This window comes from Pseudomonas sp. L7, from assembly GCF_046605565.1.
Lineage (GTDB): Bacteria > Pseudomonadota > Gammaproteobacteria > Pseudomonadales > Pseudomonadaceae > Aquipseudomonas > Aquipseudomonas wayambapalatensis.
The window spans coordinates 4,126,182-4,143,689 of record NZ_CP176784.1; the positions used below are offsets into that span (position 1 = coordinate 4,126,182).

At 65.1% G+C, this 17,508-nt stretch carries 20 protein-coding genes, 1 pseudogene and 1 riboswitch; of the genes and pseudogenes, 5 read left to right on the plus strand and 16 right to left on the minus strand.

The annotated features are described in order from the left end of the window. Positions 1–168: 168 nt before the first annotated feature. The 3 genes from ACK3BK_RS18980 to ACK3BK_RS18990 all read left to right on the plus strand — a co-directional run bounded on the left by ACK3BK_RS18980 (position 169) and on the right by ACK3BK_RS18990 (position 2,530). Positions 169–393 (plus strand): hypothetical protein, encoded by a 225-nt coding sequence (locus ACK3BK_RS18980; protein ID WP_186667127.1) that lies wholly within the window; start codon positions 169–171, stop codon positions 391–393. A gap of 246 nt (positions 394–639) precedes the next feature. Next, on the plus strand, positions 640–1,122 hold the full coding sequence (locus ACK3BK_RS18985) for a hypothetical protein (protein ID WP_065862201.1): 483 nt from the start codon (positions 640–642) through the stop codon (positions 1,120–1,122). A 145-nt stretch (positions 1,123–1,267) separates the two neighbouring features. Further along, positions 1,268–2,530, plus strand: a complete 1,263-nt coding sequence (locus tag ACK3BK_RS18990; RefSeq protein WP_063545839.1) for an OmpP1/FadL family transporter — start codon at positions 1,268–1,270, stop codon at positions 2,528–2,530. A 44-nt stretch (positions 2,531–2,574) separates the two neighbouring features. Here ACK3BK_RS18990 and ACK3BK_RS18995 read toward each other — a convergent pair. Then, positions 2,575–3,503: pseudogene (locus tag ACK3BK_RS18995) on the minus strand (LysR family transcriptional regulator). Between the two features lie 117 nt (positions 3,504–3,620). Here ACK3BK_RS18995 and ACK3BK_RS19000 point away from each other — a divergent pair. Beyond that, complete coding sequence (locus ACK3BK_RS19000) at positions 3,621–3,878, plus strand: DUF2798 domain-containing protein (protein WP_065862204.1); 258 nt, start codon at positions 3,621–3,623, stop codon at positions 3,876–3,878. A gap of 25 nt (positions 3,879–3,903) precedes the next feature. On the opposite strand, the gene ACK3BK_RS19005 is transcribed toward ACK3BK_RS19000, so the two are convergent. From ACK3BK_RS19005 to cobO, 15 genes are all read right to left on the minus strand, one after another. Then, positions 3,904–4,455: a glutathione peroxidase gene (locus ACK3BK_RS19005; protein ID WP_411383080.1), complete on the minus strand. Its 552-nt coding sequence runs from the start codon at positions 4,453–4,455 to the stop codon at positions 3,904–3,906. A 46-nt stretch (positions 4,456–4,501) separates the two neighbouring features. Further along, positions 4,502–4,624, minus strand: coding sequence for a hypothetical protein (locus tag ACK3BK_RS19010; RefSeq protein ID WP_411383081.1), 123 nt, complete (start codon positions 4,622–4,624; stop codon positions 4,502–4,504). Then, positions 4,621–5,823 (minus strand): MFS transporter, encoded by a 1,203-nt coding sequence (locus ACK3BK_RS19015; protein WP_411383082.1) that lies wholly within the window; start codon positions 5,821–5,823, stop codon positions 4,621–4,623. The genes ACK3BK_RS19010 and ACK3BK_RS19015 overlap by 4 nt, the downstream gene beginning before the upstream one ends. 63 nt (positions 5,824–5,886) lie before the next feature. After that, the gene (locus ACK3BK_RS19020) at positions 5,887–6,291 is read right to left on the minus strand and encodes a MarR family winged helix-turn-helix transcriptional regulator (protein WP_186711541.1); all 405 of its coding nucleotides are present in this window, start codon (positions 6,289–6,291) and stop codon (positions 5,887–5,889) included. A 54-nt stretch (positions 6,292–6,345) separates the two neighbouring features. Further along, on the minus strand, positions 6,346–7,458 hold the full coding sequence (locus ACK3BK_RS19025; RefSeq protein WP_411384494.1) for a glycoside hydrolase family 5 protein: 1,113 nt from the start codon (positions 7,456–7,458) through the stop codon (positions 6,346–6,348). 166 nt (positions 7,459–7,624) lie between these two features. After that, positions 7,625–8,359: an adenosylcobinamide-GDP ribazoletransferase gene (locus ACK3BK_RS19030; protein WP_411383083.1), complete on the minus strand. Its 735-nt coding sequence runs from the start codon at positions 8,357–8,359 to the stop codon at positions 7,625–7,627. Further along, positions 8,359–8,928 (minus strand): alpha-ribazole phosphatase family protein, encoded by a 570-nt coding sequence (gene cobC / locus ACK3BK_RS19035; RefSeq protein WP_411383084.1) that lies wholly within the window; start codon positions 8,926–8,928, stop codon positions 8,359–8,361. The genes ACK3BK_RS19030 and cobC overlap by 1 nt, the downstream gene beginning before the upstream one ends. After that, positions 8,925–9,980: a nicotinate-nucleotide--dimethylbenzimidazole phosphoribosyltransferase gene (gene cobT / locus ACK3BK_RS19040; protein ID WP_411383085.1), complete on the minus strand. Its 1,056-nt coding sequence runs from the start codon at positions 9,978–9,980 to the stop codon at positions 8,925–8,927. The genes cobC and cobT overlap by 4 nt, the downstream gene beginning before the upstream one ends. Then, on the minus strand, positions 9,977–10,498 hold the full coding sequence (cobU, locus tag ACK3BK_RS19045) for a bifunctional adenosylcobinamide kinase/adenosylcobinamide-phosphate guanylyltransferase (protein WP_411383086.1): 522 nt from the start codon (positions 10,496–10,498) through the stop codon (positions 9,977–9,979). Before cobU ends, cobT begins: the two co-directional genes overlap by 4 nt. A 1-nt stretch (position 10,499) precedes the next feature. Next, positions 10,500–11,954 carry a cobyric acid synthase gene (locus ACK3BK_RS19050; protein WP_288377419.1) on the minus strand — a complete coding sequence of 485 codons (1,455 nt, stop codon included), beginning with the start codon at positions 11,952–11,954 and terminating at the stop codon, positions 10,500–10,502. Beyond that, positions 11,951–12,943: a threonine-phosphate decarboxylase CobD gene (cobD, locus tag ACK3BK_RS19055; RefSeq protein WP_411383087.1), complete on the minus strand. Its 993-nt coding sequence runs from the start codon at positions 12,941–12,943 to the stop codon at positions 11,951–11,953. The genes ACK3BK_RS19050 and cobD overlap by 4 nt, the downstream gene beginning before the upstream one ends. Further along, positions 12,936–13,844, minus strand: a complete 909-nt coding sequence (gene cbiB / locus ACK3BK_RS19060; RefSeq protein ID WP_186667140.1) for an adenosylcobinamide-phosphate synthase CbiB — start codon at positions 13,842–13,844, stop codon at positions 12,936–12,938. The genes cobD and cbiB overlap by 8 nt, the downstream gene beginning before the upstream one ends. Beyond that, positions 13,841–14,491 carry a 5,6-dimethylbenzimidazole synthase gene (gene bluB, locus ACK3BK_RS19065; RefSeq protein WP_411383088.1) on the minus strand — a complete coding sequence of 217 codons (651 nt, stop codon included), beginning with the start codon at positions 14,489–14,491 and terminating at the stop codon, positions 13,841–13,843. The genes cbiB and bluB overlap by 4 nt, the downstream gene beginning before the upstream one ends. Continuing rightward, entirely contained in the window at positions 14,488–15,786 is a 1,299-nt protein-coding gene (locus ACK3BK_RS19070; protein WP_186667142.1) for a cobyrinate a,c-diamide synthase, read from the minus strand. Before ACK3BK_RS19070 ends, bluB begins: the two co-directional genes overlap by 4 nt. Then, entirely contained in the window at positions 15,783–16,394 is a 612-nt protein-coding gene (gene cobO, locus ACK3BK_RS19075) for a cob(I)yrinic acid a,c-diamide adenosyltransferase (protein WP_065862217.1), read from the minus strand. Before cobO ends, ACK3BK_RS19070 begins: the two co-directional genes overlap by 4 nt. A gap of 143 nt (positions 16,395–16,537) precedes the next feature. Continuing rightward, positions 16,538–16,758, minus strand: a riboswitch (cobalamin riboswitch). A gap of 136 nt (positions 16,759–16,894) precedes the next feature. Here cobO and ACK3BK_RS19080 point away from each other — a divergent pair. Beyond that, entirely contained in the window at positions 16,895–17,473 is a 579-nt protein-coding gene (locus ACK3BK_RS19080) for a hypothetical protein (RefSeq protein ID WP_411383089.1), read from the plus strand. The last annotated feature ends 35 nt before the right edge of the window (positions 17,474–17,508 follow it).

Genomic DNA, 17,508 nt, shown 5'->3' on the forward strand with positions numbered 1-17,508 from the left:
CCGCCTTCCGAAGTACCTACCAGTCAGCCCGGCGCCTTACTTGTGCTTGCGCTACCTCTGGCTGCTCTGTTCCGGTCAGGTTTTTCGCCTCCCTTAATAAAGGCGTCACCGGAACGTTTCTATTGTGCACGGATCGAAACCCGTGTCTTGAGCAGGAAATCTAAAAAAATGACTAATCACCATCAGATCCAGCGCGCCTTCGGCACGCTTTCTCAGGCCTTCGCCCCACTGAAGTGCCTCATCGTTGCCCCTCGCAAGGGCAGCTTCAGCTTCACCCTGGTCGACGAACACGGCGTGGCCTGTCACACCGAGCGCCTGTATCCAGAGCACTACACCCGTGCAGAGCCGCTGCAGGCGGTAATCGATCGCACCCGCCAGTCGCTGGTCGCATGAATGAATGGGTGAGGATTCACCCCATGAATGAGCGACCCTGATCGCTGCCCGAAACGCTCTTTGCTTAATTGCCACAAGGCATATAGCGCAGGCGCTGCGGCAGCAATCGATTTAAAAACAGCCCTTTACACCATGATTATCACACTACACTTCAACTCGAGCGGTGCGAGCCGCTTCCGGCGGGCCTGATCATCCATTAGCTGCCAAGCTCCAGCGCCCGTCGGCCCCTGACAGTTCGAGGGCATCATGGGTATCGCTGCGAACGAGTTGAGCCAATATGTGATCCGCCCCACGCTGATCTACCTGGATCGCCACAGCGCGAGCGCCGAAGCCTTGCTGTTGGGGGTCGCCGCCAGCCAGTCCAGCCTTGGAGCGGCCCTGCACGACCGTCGCGGTCACGGCCTGTACAGGATCGGCGAGACGCGCCATCAGACCCTCTGGGACGACTACCTGGCCCGCGACCCCGAGCTGGCAAGCCTGGTACGCGGGCTTGCCAGCCAGCATGCCTTCCTTGGCGGCCCGCACCTGGAGCTGACGGTCAACCTGCGCTATGCCACCGCCATTGCCTGGATGCTCATCGAAGAACAGGCCACCCCTCTACCCGCCGCCGACGATCTTCTGGGTCTGGCGCGAATCTGGCGACAGACATTCCACCCCCAGGGACGCCTGCGTGATTTCACCCAAGCCTGGCACTGCTGGGTAAATCCGATAATGTCCCAGGCATCTTAAGAACTGTCCTACGCACAAACCGGAAAAAAGGGAATTTTGGTCGGATTGTCCTACAAAACCGCTCTATCTCCGCCGATACAGGCTATGGCGTAGTGCGTGATTTGTTGGTAGCTTTTCGCCCCGGAGATCCCAAGGAGTTCTAATAATGAAAACAGTCATGCTCAAAACCTCTCTCGGCGTCGCGATCGCGCTCGCTTCCAGCCAACTGTTCGCCAGCGGCTTCGCCCTCAACGAACAAAGCGTCAGTGGCATGGGGACAGGTTTTGCGGGTCGTTCTTCCTCTGCCGACGATGCCAGCACCATTTACGGAAACCCTGCCGGCATGTCGCGCCTCAAGCGCGAACAGATCACCGTAGGCGGCGCAGCCGTCATCGCCAAGACCGACATTTCCGGCCGCGGCAGCAACCTGGGCGGGAAAATGGACGGTGACATGGTGCCGTTCGTGGGCGTGCCCATGGGCTACTACGTCAAGCCAATCGATGATCACTGGAGCCTGGGCTTCGGCGTCTACGTGCCCTTCGGCCTGGTCACCGACTACGGCAGCAACCACGCGGCGCGCTACTGGGGCAAGAAAAGCCACGTCGAAGTGGTCACCTTCCAGCCGACCGTCAGCTACGCCTTCAACGACAAGGTGTCGATCGGTTTCGGCCCGACCATCAACCGCATCAAGGGCGAGCTGGGTTCGAGCACCATCAACCCGCGCTCCCCTGGCCGCAACGATGGCGAAGTGAAGATCAAGGGCGATGACACCGCCGTGGGCTACAACATCGGTATCCTCGTCCAGGCCACCGACCGTACCCGCCTCGGCCTGACCTACCACTCGATGGTCGACTACAAGCTCGAAGGCAAGACCAAGATCAACAACGCGTTGATCGGCCCGTTCAGCGGCAGCAAGTTCGACGCCGACCTGAAGATCAAGACGCCCGAGTCGGTAGACTTCTCGGTCACCCACGAACTCGACGACCAGTGGACCCTGTACGCAGGCAGCACCTGGACCCGTTGGAGCCGCCTGAAGGACATCACCGTCACCAACGACGTCCCTGCCCCGCTGGCCGGCCAGTTCGGCACCATCAGCGAAGAGCAGAACTGGCACGACACCTGGGCTCACGCCATCGGTGCCTCGTACAAGGTGAACAAAGAGTGGACCCTGCGCACCGGCTTCACCGTCGATCAGTCGCCGACCAACAACCACGACCGCTCTCCGCGCATCCCTACTGGCGATCGCAAGATCTTCAGCCTGGGTGCCGGCTACAGCCCGACCGACGACGTGACCATCGACGTGGCCTACTCCTACCTGTGGGAAGAGGACACCAAGGTGAACCTGGCCAGCGCCACCAAAGGCACTTACCAGGCCAAGTACGAGAACAGCGCTCACGGTATCGGAGCTTCGCTCACCTACCGCTTCTGAGTGGGTTCGACCTGCATGAAAAAACCGCCCTCGTGGCGGTTTTTTCATGCCTGCACGCGCCAGCTCTCCCCAAGGCTCGCCTGCAGATACTCCATGAACACGCGCACCTTGGCGGTCATGGCAAAGCGATCAGCCACGCACAGAAACACATCCATCGGCTCGGTCTGCGCATACGCCTCACCGGGCTGGGCAGAGTCGAACAACGGCACCAACTGACCGCTGTCCAGGTGCGGGCGCACAAGGAACTCGGCCAGGCGCGTCACCCCACCATCGTTGAGCGCCATTTCCGCCAGGGCCTCGATGTCATCGCTGATCAGCACGCGTCCGAACTCCGCCTCGAAGCGCATACCGTCCCGCACGAATCCCAGCGCAGCAGCCGCCCATCGACGGGGTAACGCAGCACCAGGCAGCGGTGATCCCGCAACGCCTCGGGCGTGGTCGGCCGGCCGGCCTGGGCCAGGTAGCCGGGCGAGGCACAGCAGACGAACGGGATACGGGCGATATGCCGGGCCAGCAAGTGGTCTTCCAACTGCGGAGTGATACGCAGGCTGACATCGACATCTTCGCGGGCATGATTGACGCGACGATCACTCGCAACCATTTCTATCGAAAGCAGCGGATAGCGTGCACTGAAAGCAGGAATCAGTGGCGCCAGGATACGGCGCCCGAACGCCGATGTGGCGGCAATGCACAAGCGCCCTTGAGGCTCGGTATCGGGAGTGGTGACCGCTTGCTCGGCCAGGATCAGGTCGCGCTCCACATGCTTGACCCGGCTGTAATACTGGCTGCCAGCGGGTGTGATGGCCATGCTGCGGGTGCTGCGCGACAGCAGGCGGACCTGCAGGTGCGCCTCCAGGCGGGCCAGGTTCTGGCTGACCGCTGCCGCACTCAGGCCCAGTGCGCGCGCCGCACCGGCAATGCTGCCGGCCTCTACGACCTTGATGAAACTGCGGATAGCGTTGAGCAGATCCATGGTCAGCCCTTGGGATTCGTAAGAATCTCTTTATAAAGAACTCAACGCGACGGGTCTACAGCGCACAGGAAGCCATTGTTAACCTGCGCTTCTCATGTTCAACCGAGAGACGCCCTCATGACTCCTTTGTCCCAGCCCCGCCGTCGCAAGCTGCGCGCCAGTGCCACACCCTATGTCTTCGCCTTCTACATGTCGGCGATCATGGCGATGCTGATGTGCTTCGTGATTACCGCTGCCACGGCCGGCATCGACCAGGACTACTTGCGCAAAGTACTCCAGGCCTATCAGTTGGCGATGCCGGTGGCGTTCGTCTGCGTGCTGATGGTGCGGCCCGTGGTGATGCGCCTGGTGGCAATCACCGTGCACCCGCACTGATCGCCCATCAACAGAAAGCGCTGCATCAAGGCTGCGACGCAATGGCCTTCTCGATAGCCGCCCGGAACGCCGGATCATCCGGCTTGGTCAGGCTGGAGAAATTGCCGATCACCTTGCCTCGCCGGTCCACCACGTACTTGTAGAAATTCCACTTGGGCGCACTGCTCTGCCTTGCCAGCTCGACGAACAGCGGGATCGCATCCTTGCCACGCACCGGCTGGGTCTTGGTCATGGTGAAGGTGACGCCGTAGTTGGCGTAGCAGACCTTGGCGGTCTTCTCGCTGTCGGCATCTTCCTGCTTGAAATCGTTGGAGGGGATGCCGAGCATTTCCAGCCCCTGCTCGTGGTACTCCTTGTAGGTAGCCTCCAGGCCCTCGAACTGCGGCGCGAAGCCGCAGTAACTGGCGGTATTGATCACCACCAACGGCTTGCCGGCGTAGCGCTGGCACAGCTCGACCTGCCCTTTGCCACGCAGCTCCGGCAGGCTGCCCTGCAGCAGCGCCGGGCATTCGGCCGCCCAAGTGGAAGCAGTGACTGTCAGGGCCAGCAAAGGTAGCGCGAACCAACGAGTGAGCATGTTCTTGTTCTCCTGCAAGACAATTCCTTGCCTTGCAGGGTAGCGCTTAACAAACACCCATGCCCAGTTGCATCAACGCCAATCCGCCCTGATGCCAGCCCCACCAGGCGAGCGCCAGCACCAGCAGCGCACCCGCCACCAGCAGCCCGCGCAGCAAGGCGCGGTTCATGCCGCCGTGGCCTGCAGGCGCGCAACCGGGCGTTCGCGCACCGGCCAGTTGAGGGCCGCCGCCAGCAGGCTGAGCAGGATGGAGATCTGCCAGACCAGGTCATAGCTGCCCGTGCGGTCATAGACCACCCCGCCCAGCCAGCCACCGAGGAAGGCGCCGAGCTGATGGAAGAGGAACACGATACCCCCCAGCATCGACAGGTTGCGCACACCGAACAGGGTCGCCACCGTGCCATTGGTCAGCGGCACCGTCGACAACCACAACAGGCCCATGGCAATGCCGAACAGGTAGGCGCTGAATTCGGTCACCGGTACCCACAGGAACAGCACGATCACCACCGCCCGCAACAGATAGAGGCTAGTCAGCAGACGCGGCTTGGACATGCGTCCGCCCAGCCAGCCGGCAGTGTAGGTGCCAACAATGTTGAACAACCCGACCAGTGCCAGCACCGTGGTGCCGATGGTCGCTGGCAAGTGTTGGTCGACCAGATAGGCCGGCAGGTGCACACCGATGAACACCACCTGGAAACCGCAGACGAAAAAGCCCAGTGCCAGCAGCCAGAAACCGGAATGCGAGCACGCCTCGCGCAGTGCCTGGCCCAGCGTCTGCTCGCCGCCCTGGCTGGGCAGTGGCCGATCGCGCAGCAGCCCGACGAAAGGCACGATCAGCGCCACCATCAAACCCAGTACCAGCAGCGCTGCCGACCAGCCCAGCCACTGGATCAGCCCAAGCGTACCCGGCAGCATGGCGAACTGGCCGAACGATCCCGCCGCGCTGGCAATCCCCATGGCCATGCTGCGTTTTTCCGGCGGCACCGCGCGGCCAACCACGCCGAGGATTACCGAGAACGAGGTACCGGACAGCCCGATGCCGATCAGCAAGCCAGCACTCAGCGACAACGACCAGATCGAATCGGCCATGCCCATCAGTACCAGGCCGGCAGCGTAGAGAATGCCGCCAATGATCACCACCCGCGCCGCGCCCAGGCGATCGGCCAGCGCGCCGGCGAACGGCTGGGCCAATCCCCAGATCAGGTTCTGCAGGGCAATCGCGAAGGCGAAGACTTCACGCCCCCAGCCAAAATCGGCGCTCATGGGGGCCAGGAACAGGCCGAAGCCATGCCGCACACCCAGCGACAGCGCCAGGATCAGCGCCGCCCCGAGCAGCACCCAGCCACTGGTTCGCCAAACGGAAGTCATTGTTGTTGTCTCCTAACCATCGCAAGGTTTGTGCGGGTATATACCCGCTTTATAGGGCACATTTCAGGCCAAACGCTCCAACAAGCGAACCAGTTCATCGCGCTGCTCCTCGCCCAGATGCTCGACCAACTGTAGCTGAGCCTGCTCCCAGGCAGGATGTGCGGCAGCCAGGCACGCCTTGCCTGCCTCGGTCAGGCACACCAGGCGATTGCGCTGGTCGCTGCCCTCGCCAAGCGCCACCAACCCATCGGCCTCCAGCACCCGCAGGTTGCGACCCAAGGTGCTGCGGTCAAGGCCCATGGCCTCGGCCAGGCTGGTGATACTCGGCTGGTCGAGCCGCTGCAGATGACGCAACAAGGAAAACTGCGCGACATTGATACCGAAGCCCGCCAGGGCCTCGTCGTAATGTCGGCTCACCCCGCGGGCGGCACGACGCAGGTGGGTGCAGATGCATTCACTGGTCAACATGAAAGCGTGTATATACCCGCACCCAGGGATGTTGCAAGAAGTTTCTCGATTCGCTCATGGCTGCAAACGCCGACGAATCGGTTCGAATGCCTCACCGGCCTTACGCTCGAGCGGATCGGGCGCGCCCTCGTCGATAGCCTTCCAGTAGCGCCACGGCACCTTGCCGCTGCCCAGTTCGTAGTCCATGCCATCCCAGCTGTCCTCGCGAAAGCTGTAGAAGGCCCAGTGCAGCCGCTCATGCACGAGCACTTCCAGAACGTCCTCCAGGTAGCGATGACAGCCCGGCAGACGGCGCATACAGCCGAACTCGCCGACCACCAGTCGTGAACGCGGGACCCGCATGGCCTCGGCCCATTGCAGCGGAAGTCGCAGGTACTGTGCTACCCGCGCCGCATCCCAGTGCTCGTCACGCCCCGCGAAAGGCACCCTGCCCGGGTATTCGAACGGCCGCTTGCGCGCCATGTTCGGCGCACTGGTGGCAGCGTAGGGCTCGTACATGTGCACGCTGTAGAGCACACGCGCATCTGCCAGCGGCCTTGGCCAATAGCCGAAAGCATCGGCCGCGGCATACCAGCCGGCATCGACCATCACCGGGGTCTTGTCGTCCACTGCCCGGATCGCTGCCAGCAGCTTGGCAGACAGTGCCGGCAGATCACGCGGCCCGCCCTGCTGCCGCGCATACCAGGCTTTCATCTGCTCCTGCGAGGCATGCTCCGGCAGACCACCCTGCTTTTCCGGGGCGGGCTCATTGACCAGGTTATAGGCTGCGACAGCGGGATGGCCTTTCAATGCCTGCGCCAGGTCCCGCCAGAAGGCCGCGGACTGGACCCAGTAGCGCTTGTCCTGCCACAGCCGATCATCGAAATGACCCTGATTGTTCTGCGACCAGCGCATGCCCGGCAGCGAAAGCGGTGCGATGACCACTTTCAGGCCTGCACGCTGAGCGCGATCCAGCACCTGTTTCAGTGTGTCCAGATCTGCCTGGACAAGCTCTGTGTAGTTGTCGGCGTCGCCCAACAGGAAATCCCTGCCGGCCGGCTTCCATTTGTCGTACGAAAGCCGCACCCAGGTCGCACCGTAGGCTTGCAGGGCGTCGAAGTAAGCTTGCTCGGGCGGCAGGCGGTTGAAACTGTTACCACCGTGGCGCGGTGTGCCCCAGAAATCGATCAGATCAGCTGCTGGAGCCGTTAGCGGCACCAGTAACAACAGGCCGACAAGCAGACGGTAGAGCATCGGAGATTACCCCAGGGCACGGAAGGAAGCCGAGCGTAACCCTGCAAACACTGGGAAATTTCCACAATGATTGAAGGCAGATTCCGAATTTGCCCGGGTATCAATACAAAAGTGCCAGCCCCAATACCACCGTCAACTCCAGCAGTTCCAGCAGTGCACCTGCAGTGTCACCAGTGGTCCCGCCCAACCGGCGGCACATCTGCCGCCGCAAGAACGCAAAGACCAGCGCTGCCACCAGAAGCAGCCACAGCCCCAGCCAGCCACCCAGCACCAGACAGCCCAGCGCACTGCCCAGCAGCACCCAGCCTGCCGCACGCCTGGGCAGGTGTTCGGCCAGTGCCGAGCCCAGCCCCCCCGCACGCACATAAGGTGTGCAGAGGAACAAACCGAGCATCGCAGCCCGCCCGACCACTGGCGCCAGAACCAACCAGGCACCCGCGCCACGCTCGACCAGCACCCACAAGGCGCAGAACTTCAACAGCAGCACCAGCACCAGGGTGACCACGGCAATCGGGCCACTGCGCGGGTCTTTCATGATCTGCAAGGTGCGCTTGCGGTCGCCGAAGCCACCCAGCCAGGCATCGGCACTGTCGGCCAGGCCATCCAGGTGCAGGGCGCCACTGAGCAGCACCCACAAGGTCAGCAGCAATGCCGCCTGCAACGGTGCCGCTGCCCCCTGCAGCAGCGCGCTGGCAGCCCACAGCAGCAGGCCGAACAGTAACCCGACGGCGGGGTAGAACAGCAGCGAGCGGCCCATCTGCCGCGGCTCCGGCATGCCCGGCAGGCTTACCGGTAGGCTGCTAAGAAACTGCAGGGCAATCCAGAACGGCAGCATCAGGCTACCTCACGCAACTGGCCGTCAGCCTGCAGCGCCAGACGTACCAACGCACCGTGCCCCACCTCGACCTGCAGCAACTGCTCACGCGGCAGGCCACGGGCACGCGCCAGCAACAAGCGCATGACACCGCCGTGGGTCACCAGCAGCACGCGCTTGCCCGAGTGTTGCCGGGCCAGGGTTTCGATCGCGGCCAGCACGCGCTCGGCGAAGTCGGCAACCGGCTCGCCTGCAGGCGGCGTGAAGGCGTATGGGTCGGCCCAGAACAGCCCCAAGGCGTCAGCTTCGGTCTGCATGATCTGCGCCGCGCTGCGTCCTTCCCACTCGCCAAAGTGCAGCTCGCGTACACCCGCTTCGAGCTGCACCGGCAGTTGGAGACCTGCGCCCAGCTCGTCGGCGAAACGTGCACAACGCTGCAAGGGCGAACTGACCAGCACGTCCCAGGGCCCACCCTTCTCGACAGCCGCACGCATCTGCGTCCAGCCCTGCGCGGTCAGGGCGTCGTCCAGGCTGCCGCGCAGGCCGCCGCCCAGTTCGGTCTCACCATGGCGCAGCAGATCGAGGATCATGCCGGGCGATCCGCGACCGCCGCTTCGGCGAAGGTCGCCATCTGCCCGTGCAGCGCGCAGGCCAGACGCATCAAAGGAACCGCCAGCGCAGCACCGCTGCCCTCGCCCAGGCGCAGCCCGAGGGCCAGCAGCGGTTCTGCCTGCAGCGCCTCGAGCAAGGCCCGATGCCCAGGCTCGGCGCCTTGGTGGGCGAACAGCAGCCACTGGCGGCACTGCGGATTGAGGCGCACGGCAACCAAGGCCGCCACGCTGCAGATGAAGCCGTCGACCAGCACCGCTATCCCTTCCTGCGCGCAGGCCAGGTACGCCCCCGCCAGCGCGGCGATCTCGAAACCACCGACGCAGGCCAATGCCCGCAACGGGTCGCCGTCCTGCAGGCCGTGCAATGTCAGGGCACGCTCGATCACCTCGGCCTTGTGCCGTACCCCGGCACAGTCGAGCCCGGTACCCGGGCCGCTCAGGGCATTGGCCGGGCACCCGAGCAACGCACTGGCCAGGGCCGCCGCTGCCGTGGTGTTGCCAATGCCCATCTCGCCACCGATGAACAACTGCGCGCCCTGCTCTGCTGCACGCAAGGCACTGTCGCGCCCGGCCGCGAGCGCGGCGCGCAGTTGCGCGTCGGTCATCGCTGGCTGACGGGCGAAGTTGGCAGTACCGGTACCCAGGCGCAGGTGATGCACGCCCGGCAGTTGTAGTTCGGGGTCGATGGTCCCCAGGTCGACCACGTCCAGCGTCGCCTCCAGTTGACGCGCCAGCACGCTGATCGCCGCGCCACCGCCGACGAAATTGCGCAACATCTGGCCAGTCACTGCCTGGGGATAGGCGGAGATACCCTCCTCCACCACGCCATGGTCACCGGCAAACAGGCCGATTGCCACGCGCTCGAGGTTCGGACGCTCACGACCTTGCAGGCCGGCCAGGCTAATCGCCAGGGCTTCCAGCTGGCCCAGCGATCCGGCGGGTTTGGTCAGTTGCTGCTGACGGCTGCGCGCCTGCTCCATGGCGTCGTTGTCGAGGGGTTGGCAGGCATCGAGCCACCAGGTGGTATTCATAGAGCAGGTCCTTTGAGCATGAGAGGAAGGCCGGCAACCGTGAGCACCACGCGCTCACAGCGTTCGGCCACGGCCTGGTGCAGCCAGCCGGCCAGGTCGACGTAACGACGGGTCAGCTCGCCCATGGGCACCACGCCCAGGCCGGTTTCGTTGCTGACCAGGATCAGCGTGCCCGGCAGGCTACCCAGGCAGTCGAGCAGCGCGTCACGCTCCTCGGCCTGGCGCTGCTCGTCGTCGAGCATCAGCAGATTGGTCAACCACAGGGTCAGGCAATCCACCAGCAGGCAGCGCCCTTGGTCGGCTTCGGCACGCAGCACGCGGGCCAGGGCCAGAGGCTCTTCGATCAGCCCCCAGTCAGAAGGCCGACGCTCGCGGTGCAGGCGCACGCGTTCATTCATCTCGCCGTCCAGCGGCTCGCTGGTGGCGATGTAGGTGACCGGCAAACCACTGGCCGCAGCCAGTTGCTCGGCCAGACGGCTCTTGCCCGAGCGGGCACCACCGAGGATCAGGTTGCGCATCTCAGGCGACTCCACACAAGGCGCGCAACTGCGCAGTGTCCAGGTGCTGCTCGATGAGGTCGGCCAGACGCTCGATATCGCGCTCGCGCAATGCCTCGTAATCGACCACCTCGACGTCATCCAGCCCGGCCCAGCGCAGCAGCGCGGCGCACGACTGGCTACCCTCGAACAGACCATGCAGATAGGTGGCGAGTATCTGCCCGTCGGCGCTGATCGCGCCATCGGCACGGCCGTCTGCGAGCATCACCGCGGGCTGCTCCAGCGCAGGCCCCTGGGTGACACCTGCGTGGATCTCGTAGCCCGACACCGATGCCTGCTCAAGGCTCAGCACGCCTGCGACATTGCGCAGCTGCTTTTCGGCTTCCAGCACCGTGGCGTAGTCGAACAGGCCCAGCCCAGCGCTCGAACCCGCCGGCCCTTCCAGCCCGAGCGGGTCGTGCACCTGGCGCCCGAGCATCTGCAGCCCGCCACAGATGCCGATGAGCTTGCCGCCATAACGCAGGTGACGGGCAATGGCGCTGTCCCAGCCGCGCTCGCGCAATTGCGCCAGGTCACCGCGCACGCTCTTGGAGCCGGGCAGGATGATCAGGTCGGCAGGCGGGATCGGCTGGCCGGGTCCGATGAACTGCAAGTCCACCTGCGGGTGCAGGCGCAGCGGGTCGAAGTCGGTGTGGTTGCTGATGCGCGGCAACACCGGAACGATCACCTTGAGCACACGATCGCCCTTGAGCGACTGGCGCCGGTCAATGCCGTCCTCGGCCTCCAGGTGCAGGTCGGTGACGTAGGGCAATACGCCCAGCACCGGTTTGCCGGTACGCTGCTCGAGCCAGTCCAGGCCCGGTTGCAGCAAGGCGATATCACCGCGAAAACGGTTGATGACAAACCCCTTCACCCGCGCCTGCTCGCTGGGCGACAGCAGTTCGAGGGTGCCGACCAGATGGGCGAACACCCCACCACGGTTGATGTCGGCCACCAGGATCACCGGGCAGTCCACCGCCTCGGCAAACCCCATGTTGGCGATATCGCCTGCCCGCAGGTTGATCTCGGCGGGCGAGCCTGCACCTTCGACCATCACCACCGGGTAGGCGGCGCTCAGGCGCTGGTGCGAGGCCAGCACCGCCTGCATGGCGATGGCCTTGTAGTCGTGGTAGGCGACGGCGTTCATGCTGGTTACCGCGCGGCCATGGACGATGACCTGGGCGCCAGTGTCGCTGTTGGGCTTGAGCAGCACCGGGTTCATGTCGGTGTGCGGCGCCAGCCGGCAGGCCTGGGCCTGCACCGCCTGGGCGCGGCCAATCTCGCCACCGTCGGCGGTCACCGCGCTGTTGAGCGCCATGTTCTGCGGCTTGAACGGCACCACGCCGACACCCTGGCGCAACAGCCAGCGGCACAGGGCGGTAACCAGCGTGCTTTTGCCGGCATCGGAGGTGGTGCCTTGCACCATGAGGGTGGTCATGCCGATTCCTTCTGGAAGTCCTGCAGCGCCTGGCGCAGGCGCTGTTCATCCGCCGCACAGGCGGGCAAGCCAAAGCGCAGGGCGGCAGGCGTTTCGAACAGGCGCACGAGAATGCCGCGACGGGCGAGAAAGTCATGCAACTGCGCGGCGCGCGGATCACGCAGGTACTGGAACAGGTTACAGGCTCCAGTGGCGGGCAAGCCGGACTCGGCCAACAGTGCTGCCAGGCGTGCGCTGGCTTCGGCGCAGCGCAGGATCTGCGCCTGCTGCGAGGCATGGTCAGCGAAGCACGACTGGCCGATGATTCGAGTCGGACCGCTGACCGTCCATGGCCCCAGCATCTCGGCCAGGCGCTGCAACAGTGGCGCCTCGGCCATGACAAAGCCCAGACGCACACCGGCCAGACCAAAGAACTTGCCGAACGAACGCAGCACGATCAATCCAGCACGTCCGCTCTGGTCGATGACGCTGTGTGCCGGGGTGTTGTCCATGAACGCCTCGTCCACCACCAGCCAGCCGCCGCGTCGTGCCAGGCGAGCGTGCCAGGCGAGCAGGCGCTCGCGCGGCACACAGCGCCCGGTCGGGTTGTTCGGGTTGACCAGCAACAGCACATCGAGACTGTCCAGGGCCTCTTCGACCTGGTCGTCATCGAGCGCGACAAGCTCATGCCCGGCGCGCTGCCAGGCGTGCGGATGCTCGGCATAGCACGGCGACAACACGCCGACCCGCCCGGGCGCGCGCAAGTGCGGCAAGGCCTGGATCGCCGCCTGGGAACCGGCCACCGCGAGCAGCTCATCGACACCGTAATAGGCGCGCGCGGCCTGCTCCAGGCCATCCTCGACCTCGGGCAGGCGCGCCCAGGCATCCAGCGGAATCGATGGGATGGCGAAGGACCAGGGAGCGATACCGCTGGACAGGTCGAGCCAGTCTTCGCGTGCGATACCGTACTGGCGCATCGCGCGCAGCAGGCGACCACCATGTTCAAGCATAGAGCCAGGCCCCCGTGCAGATCACCAGCAGCCACAGCCATACGCCGCGCTGCACCAGGCTCCAGCCGCGCTCAATGGCATCGGCATCGGCCACCGGCCCCTCACCCAGACGGGCGCGTTCGTGCAGCTCGCCGTGGTACACCGCCGGGCCTCCCAGCTCCACGCCCAGGGCACCGGCCCCTGCGGCCATCACCGGGCCCGCGTTGGGGCTGTCCCACAGTGGCGCCTGGCTGCGCCAGCACCTCAAGGCCAGGCGGGTCTTGCCCAGCAACGCGTAGGTCAGTGCCACCAGCCTGGCCGGCAGGAAGTTGAGCACATCGTCGATGCGCGCCGCAGCCCAGCCAAAGCGCTCGAAGCGCTCATTGCGATAGCCCCACATGGCATCCAGGGTATTGCTCAGGCGATACAGCACCACGCCCGGCGCACCGGCCACGACGAACCAGAACAGCGCGGCGAACACCGCATCGCTGCCATTCTCCAGCACCGACTCGGTGGCGGCGCGGGCCACGGCAGCCTCGTCGAGCTCGCGGGTCTCGCGGCTGACCAGATAGCCTACCCGTCGCCGTGCTTCATCCAGATCCCCTTGGCGCAGGGCCTGGGCCACGGGCAATACATGCTCGCCCAGGCTGCGCATGCCCAGCGCGCAATACAGCGCCAGGGCGTCCACCAGCCAACCGATGTAGGGCAGCCACGACAGGATCAGCGCCAGCAGGGTCAAGGGCACCACGGCCAGGAACCAGGCACTGACGCCGTGGCTGCGCCAGCCACGGCCACCGGCATTCAAGCGCTGCTCCAGACGCCCGGCGAAGTTGCCGAAAGCCACCAGAGGATGACGCCGCTGCGGCTCCCCCAACAGCGCATCCAGCGCCACACCGGCGACGGTCAGCAAGGCGATGCTCATGGCCGCTCTCCCCATTGGTTCTCGTAGAGCATCTCGCTCAGCGGCCGCTCACGCGCCCAGTCTTCCAGCACCAACATGGGCGCTTCGTAAAATTTCGCCACCGGCCCCAGGCACAACACCGCCACCGGCTTGGCCCCAGTCGGCATGCCCAGCAGCTCGCCCAGCGCCTGCGGGTCGAACAGCGACACCCAGCCCATCCCCAGCCCCTCGGCGCGTGCGGCCAGCCAGAGGTTCTGGATCGCGCAGGCCATCGACGCCAGGTCCATTTCCGGCAGGGTGCGGCGGCCGAAGATGTGCGGCTCGCGCTTGTCCATCAAGGCGGCTACCAGCACCTCGGCGCACTCGCCGATGCCTTCGACCTTGAGCCTCATGAATGCATCGGAGCGCTCACCGAGGGCCTCGGCGGTGCGAATCCGCTCTTCCTCCACCAGCGCCTGGATGCGCAAGCGCAGATCGCGCTGGCTGATCCGAATGAAGCGCCAGGGCTGCATCAACCCGACGCTGGGCGCCTGGTGCGCGGCGGCCAGCAGCCGGGCAAGCAGCGCAGGCGCCACGTCGCCGCCAATGAAGTGGCGCATGTCGCGACGTTCGCCGATCGCGCGGTAGACCGCAGCGCGCTCGGCCTCGCTGAAAGCGTGTTCGTTCATGGTCGCAACAGCGCCACCGCCGCTTCGGGGTTGGAAGGGAAATAGAAGTGCACGTAGGACGCCGTCAAGCGCCCCAGACGATAGACCGCCTCGTTGCCACGTCCGCCATTGGGGCTCAGGCCACGGGCGATGGGCACAAGCTCGGTGGTGGTCAGAGAGTGGTGGTAGGTATGGCCACGCAGGGTGCCTTCAGGCAACTCGACAGCCTGCAGCGCCAAGGCGGCGAGGCGCTTCTGCATCACGGCTTCGCCGGGCAACAGTCCCAGCAGCTCGGCGCGCTCGCCCGCAACGTCGGTCAAGGCATCGAGCAGATAGAGCATGCCGCCGCATTCGGCCAACAAGGGTTTGCCTTCGGCATGATGGCCGCGGATCGCCTCGCGCATCGGCGCGTTGGCCGCCAGGGCGTGGTGATGCAGTTCGGGGTAGCCGCCAGGCAAATACAGGCTGTCGACCACAGGCAGGTGGCGATCATGCAACGGCGAGAAGAACACCAGCTCCGCGCCGTGATCGCGCAGCAGGTCGAGATTGGCGCCATAGAGGAAGGCGAAGGCCTCGTCGCGGGCCACACCGATGCGCACACCGGCCAGGCTTGCGGCCGAGTGCACGGTTTGTGGCTCGACAAAGGCCACCGGTGGCGGCAAAGCAGCATCGCAGCTGGCGCCCAAGGCCTCGGCGGCGGCGTCCAGGCGTGCATCCAGATCGTTCAGCTCACTGGCCTGGACCAGCCCGAGGTGACGGCTGGGCAATTCGATGCCGCGCTCGCGAGACAACCCGCCATACCAGCGCAAGCCTTCGGTCAGGCTGCCTTCGAGCAGTTGCGCATGACGCAGGCTGCCGACCCGGTTGGCCAGCACGCCAGCGAATGGCAGGTCGGGCTGGTAGCGCGCCAGCCCCAGGGCCAGGGCCCCGAAGGTCTGGGCCATGGCAGTGCCATCGATCACCGCCAGCACCGGCACGCCGAAATGCCGCGCCAGGTCAGCGCTCGACGGCGTGCCGTCGAACAGCCCCATGACACCCTCGATGAGGATCAGGTCGGCTTCGGCGGCGGCGTCCCACAACAGGCGGCGGCTCTCCTGCTCGCCGATCATCCACATGTCCAACTGATACACCGGGGCGCCGCTGGCGCGCTCCAGGATCATCGGGTCAAGAAAATCCGGCCCGCACTTGAACACCCGCACCTTGCGCCCGAGGTTGCGGTGCAGGCGCGCCAGGGCGGCAGTCACGGTGGTCTTGCCTTGGCCGGAGGCCGGCGCGGCGATCAACACCGCTGGGCAATGACGGGTGGCTCGACTCACAGTTCAACGCCCTTCTGTGCGCGGATACCGGCCTGGAAGGCGTGCTTGAGCATGCCCATCTCGGTCACGGTGTCGGCCAGCTCGATCATCTCAGGCTTGGCGGCGCGGCCCGTGACGATGACGTGCTGCATCGGTGGACGGGCCTGGATGTCCGAGAGCACCTGGTCGAGGTCGAGGTAGCCGTGCTTGAGGGCGATATTCAGCTCGTCGAGCACCACGAACTGCACCGACGGGTCCTGCAGCAACTGGCGGGAGACCGCCCAGGCCGCTTCTGCAGCCGCGATGTCGCGCTGGCGGTCCTGGGTTTCCCAGGTGAAGCCCTCGCCCATCACGTGGTAGCGCACTTCATTGGGGAAACGGCGGAAGAACAGCTCTTCGCCAGTGCTGTTGCGACCCTTGATGAACTGCACTACCCCGCACTGCATGCCATGCCCCAGCGCGCGGGCGAGCATGCCGAAGGCCGAGCTGCTCTTGCCCTTGCCATTGCCCGTGAGCACCAGCAGCAGGCCACATTCGTTGGGGGAGTTGGCGATACGTTCGTCGATGATCGCTTTTTTGCGCTGCATGCGCGCCAAGTGGCGTTCGTCGCGTTCGGTGGATTCGCTCATCAGGGGTTCTCCGCAAGCTGTCGACGCACCGGTCGGGCACTCGCGGGCGGGCACCAGGCAACGACAGAAAACAAGGCAGGCAGGCGAAGGGAGCGCGCAAAAGCCGTGGCGACACCACGGGGCAGCGCGCATCACCCTCCGTGATGCCGTTGGCAGTGACAGGCCGGTCTCCGGGCTCGTGAGCCGGGCCTTGGCCCGAAACCGCGCGCCTTCCCGGGTGTGGACACCCAGTGGCCTTGCGCGGCCTTGACTCACCTACCGTTGCGGGGGCAGCGCCGGATTCGCGCCCTGCTGGCGCCCACCGGCTTCCCAGTTTCACCCTGCCGGAGCTGATCCGCAGAGCACCTGAAACACGCCGCGAAGGTTAGAGGGTTGCACCGGGAGCGTCAATTAAACGCGGACGATGAACGGTTGATCTGGATGCTTGTCTCACTATTGAAGCAGTGATATCACATAGCCATCACCGGCTGTACGCGACCATAATAAAAGGAGAGCGCGGCATGCAAGGCTTGATCATCAACAACCCGCACCTGGAGTTCCTGCGCCCGGCCCTGGAGCGCTGGATCGACTGCATCGACCGTTTCAACCAGATCCACGGCGACGGCGACGCGCCCTACTGGCATGGTGCCCAGGCCAATGCCGGTATTCTCGCCGCGGCGGCCTGGCAGGCCGAGCTGGTGGCGCTGCAGCAGTATCAGAGCAAGAAGCAGCGTGACGAAGGTGAGCGCGAAGGGCGCTGCGATCTGTCGATTGCCGGTGCCGAACACTCCATTCATCTGCACACTGAACAGCGCTGGCCGAAGATCGCCCGCCTGGATCTGGCGGGGGCCCTGCAGGAGGCGGCGACGTTGGCGCGGCTGACAGCCTATCCCAGCCAGCTCAAGGCCGGGGCGCTGTTCGTCAGCCCGTGGAAGGCGGGGCAGAATGCAAGCCCCGAGGAACTGCAGGATCTGGTCGATGACCTGAACAAGCACACGGCCTGTGCGATTGCCTGGTACTTCCCGTATGCGTACCGCAAGCTGCATAACGAGTCGGGGCAATACCATCCGGGGGTGGCGCTGTTGCTCAAGCAGGCTTGAATGTACGTCGGGGCTGCTGTGCAGCCCCGACGATC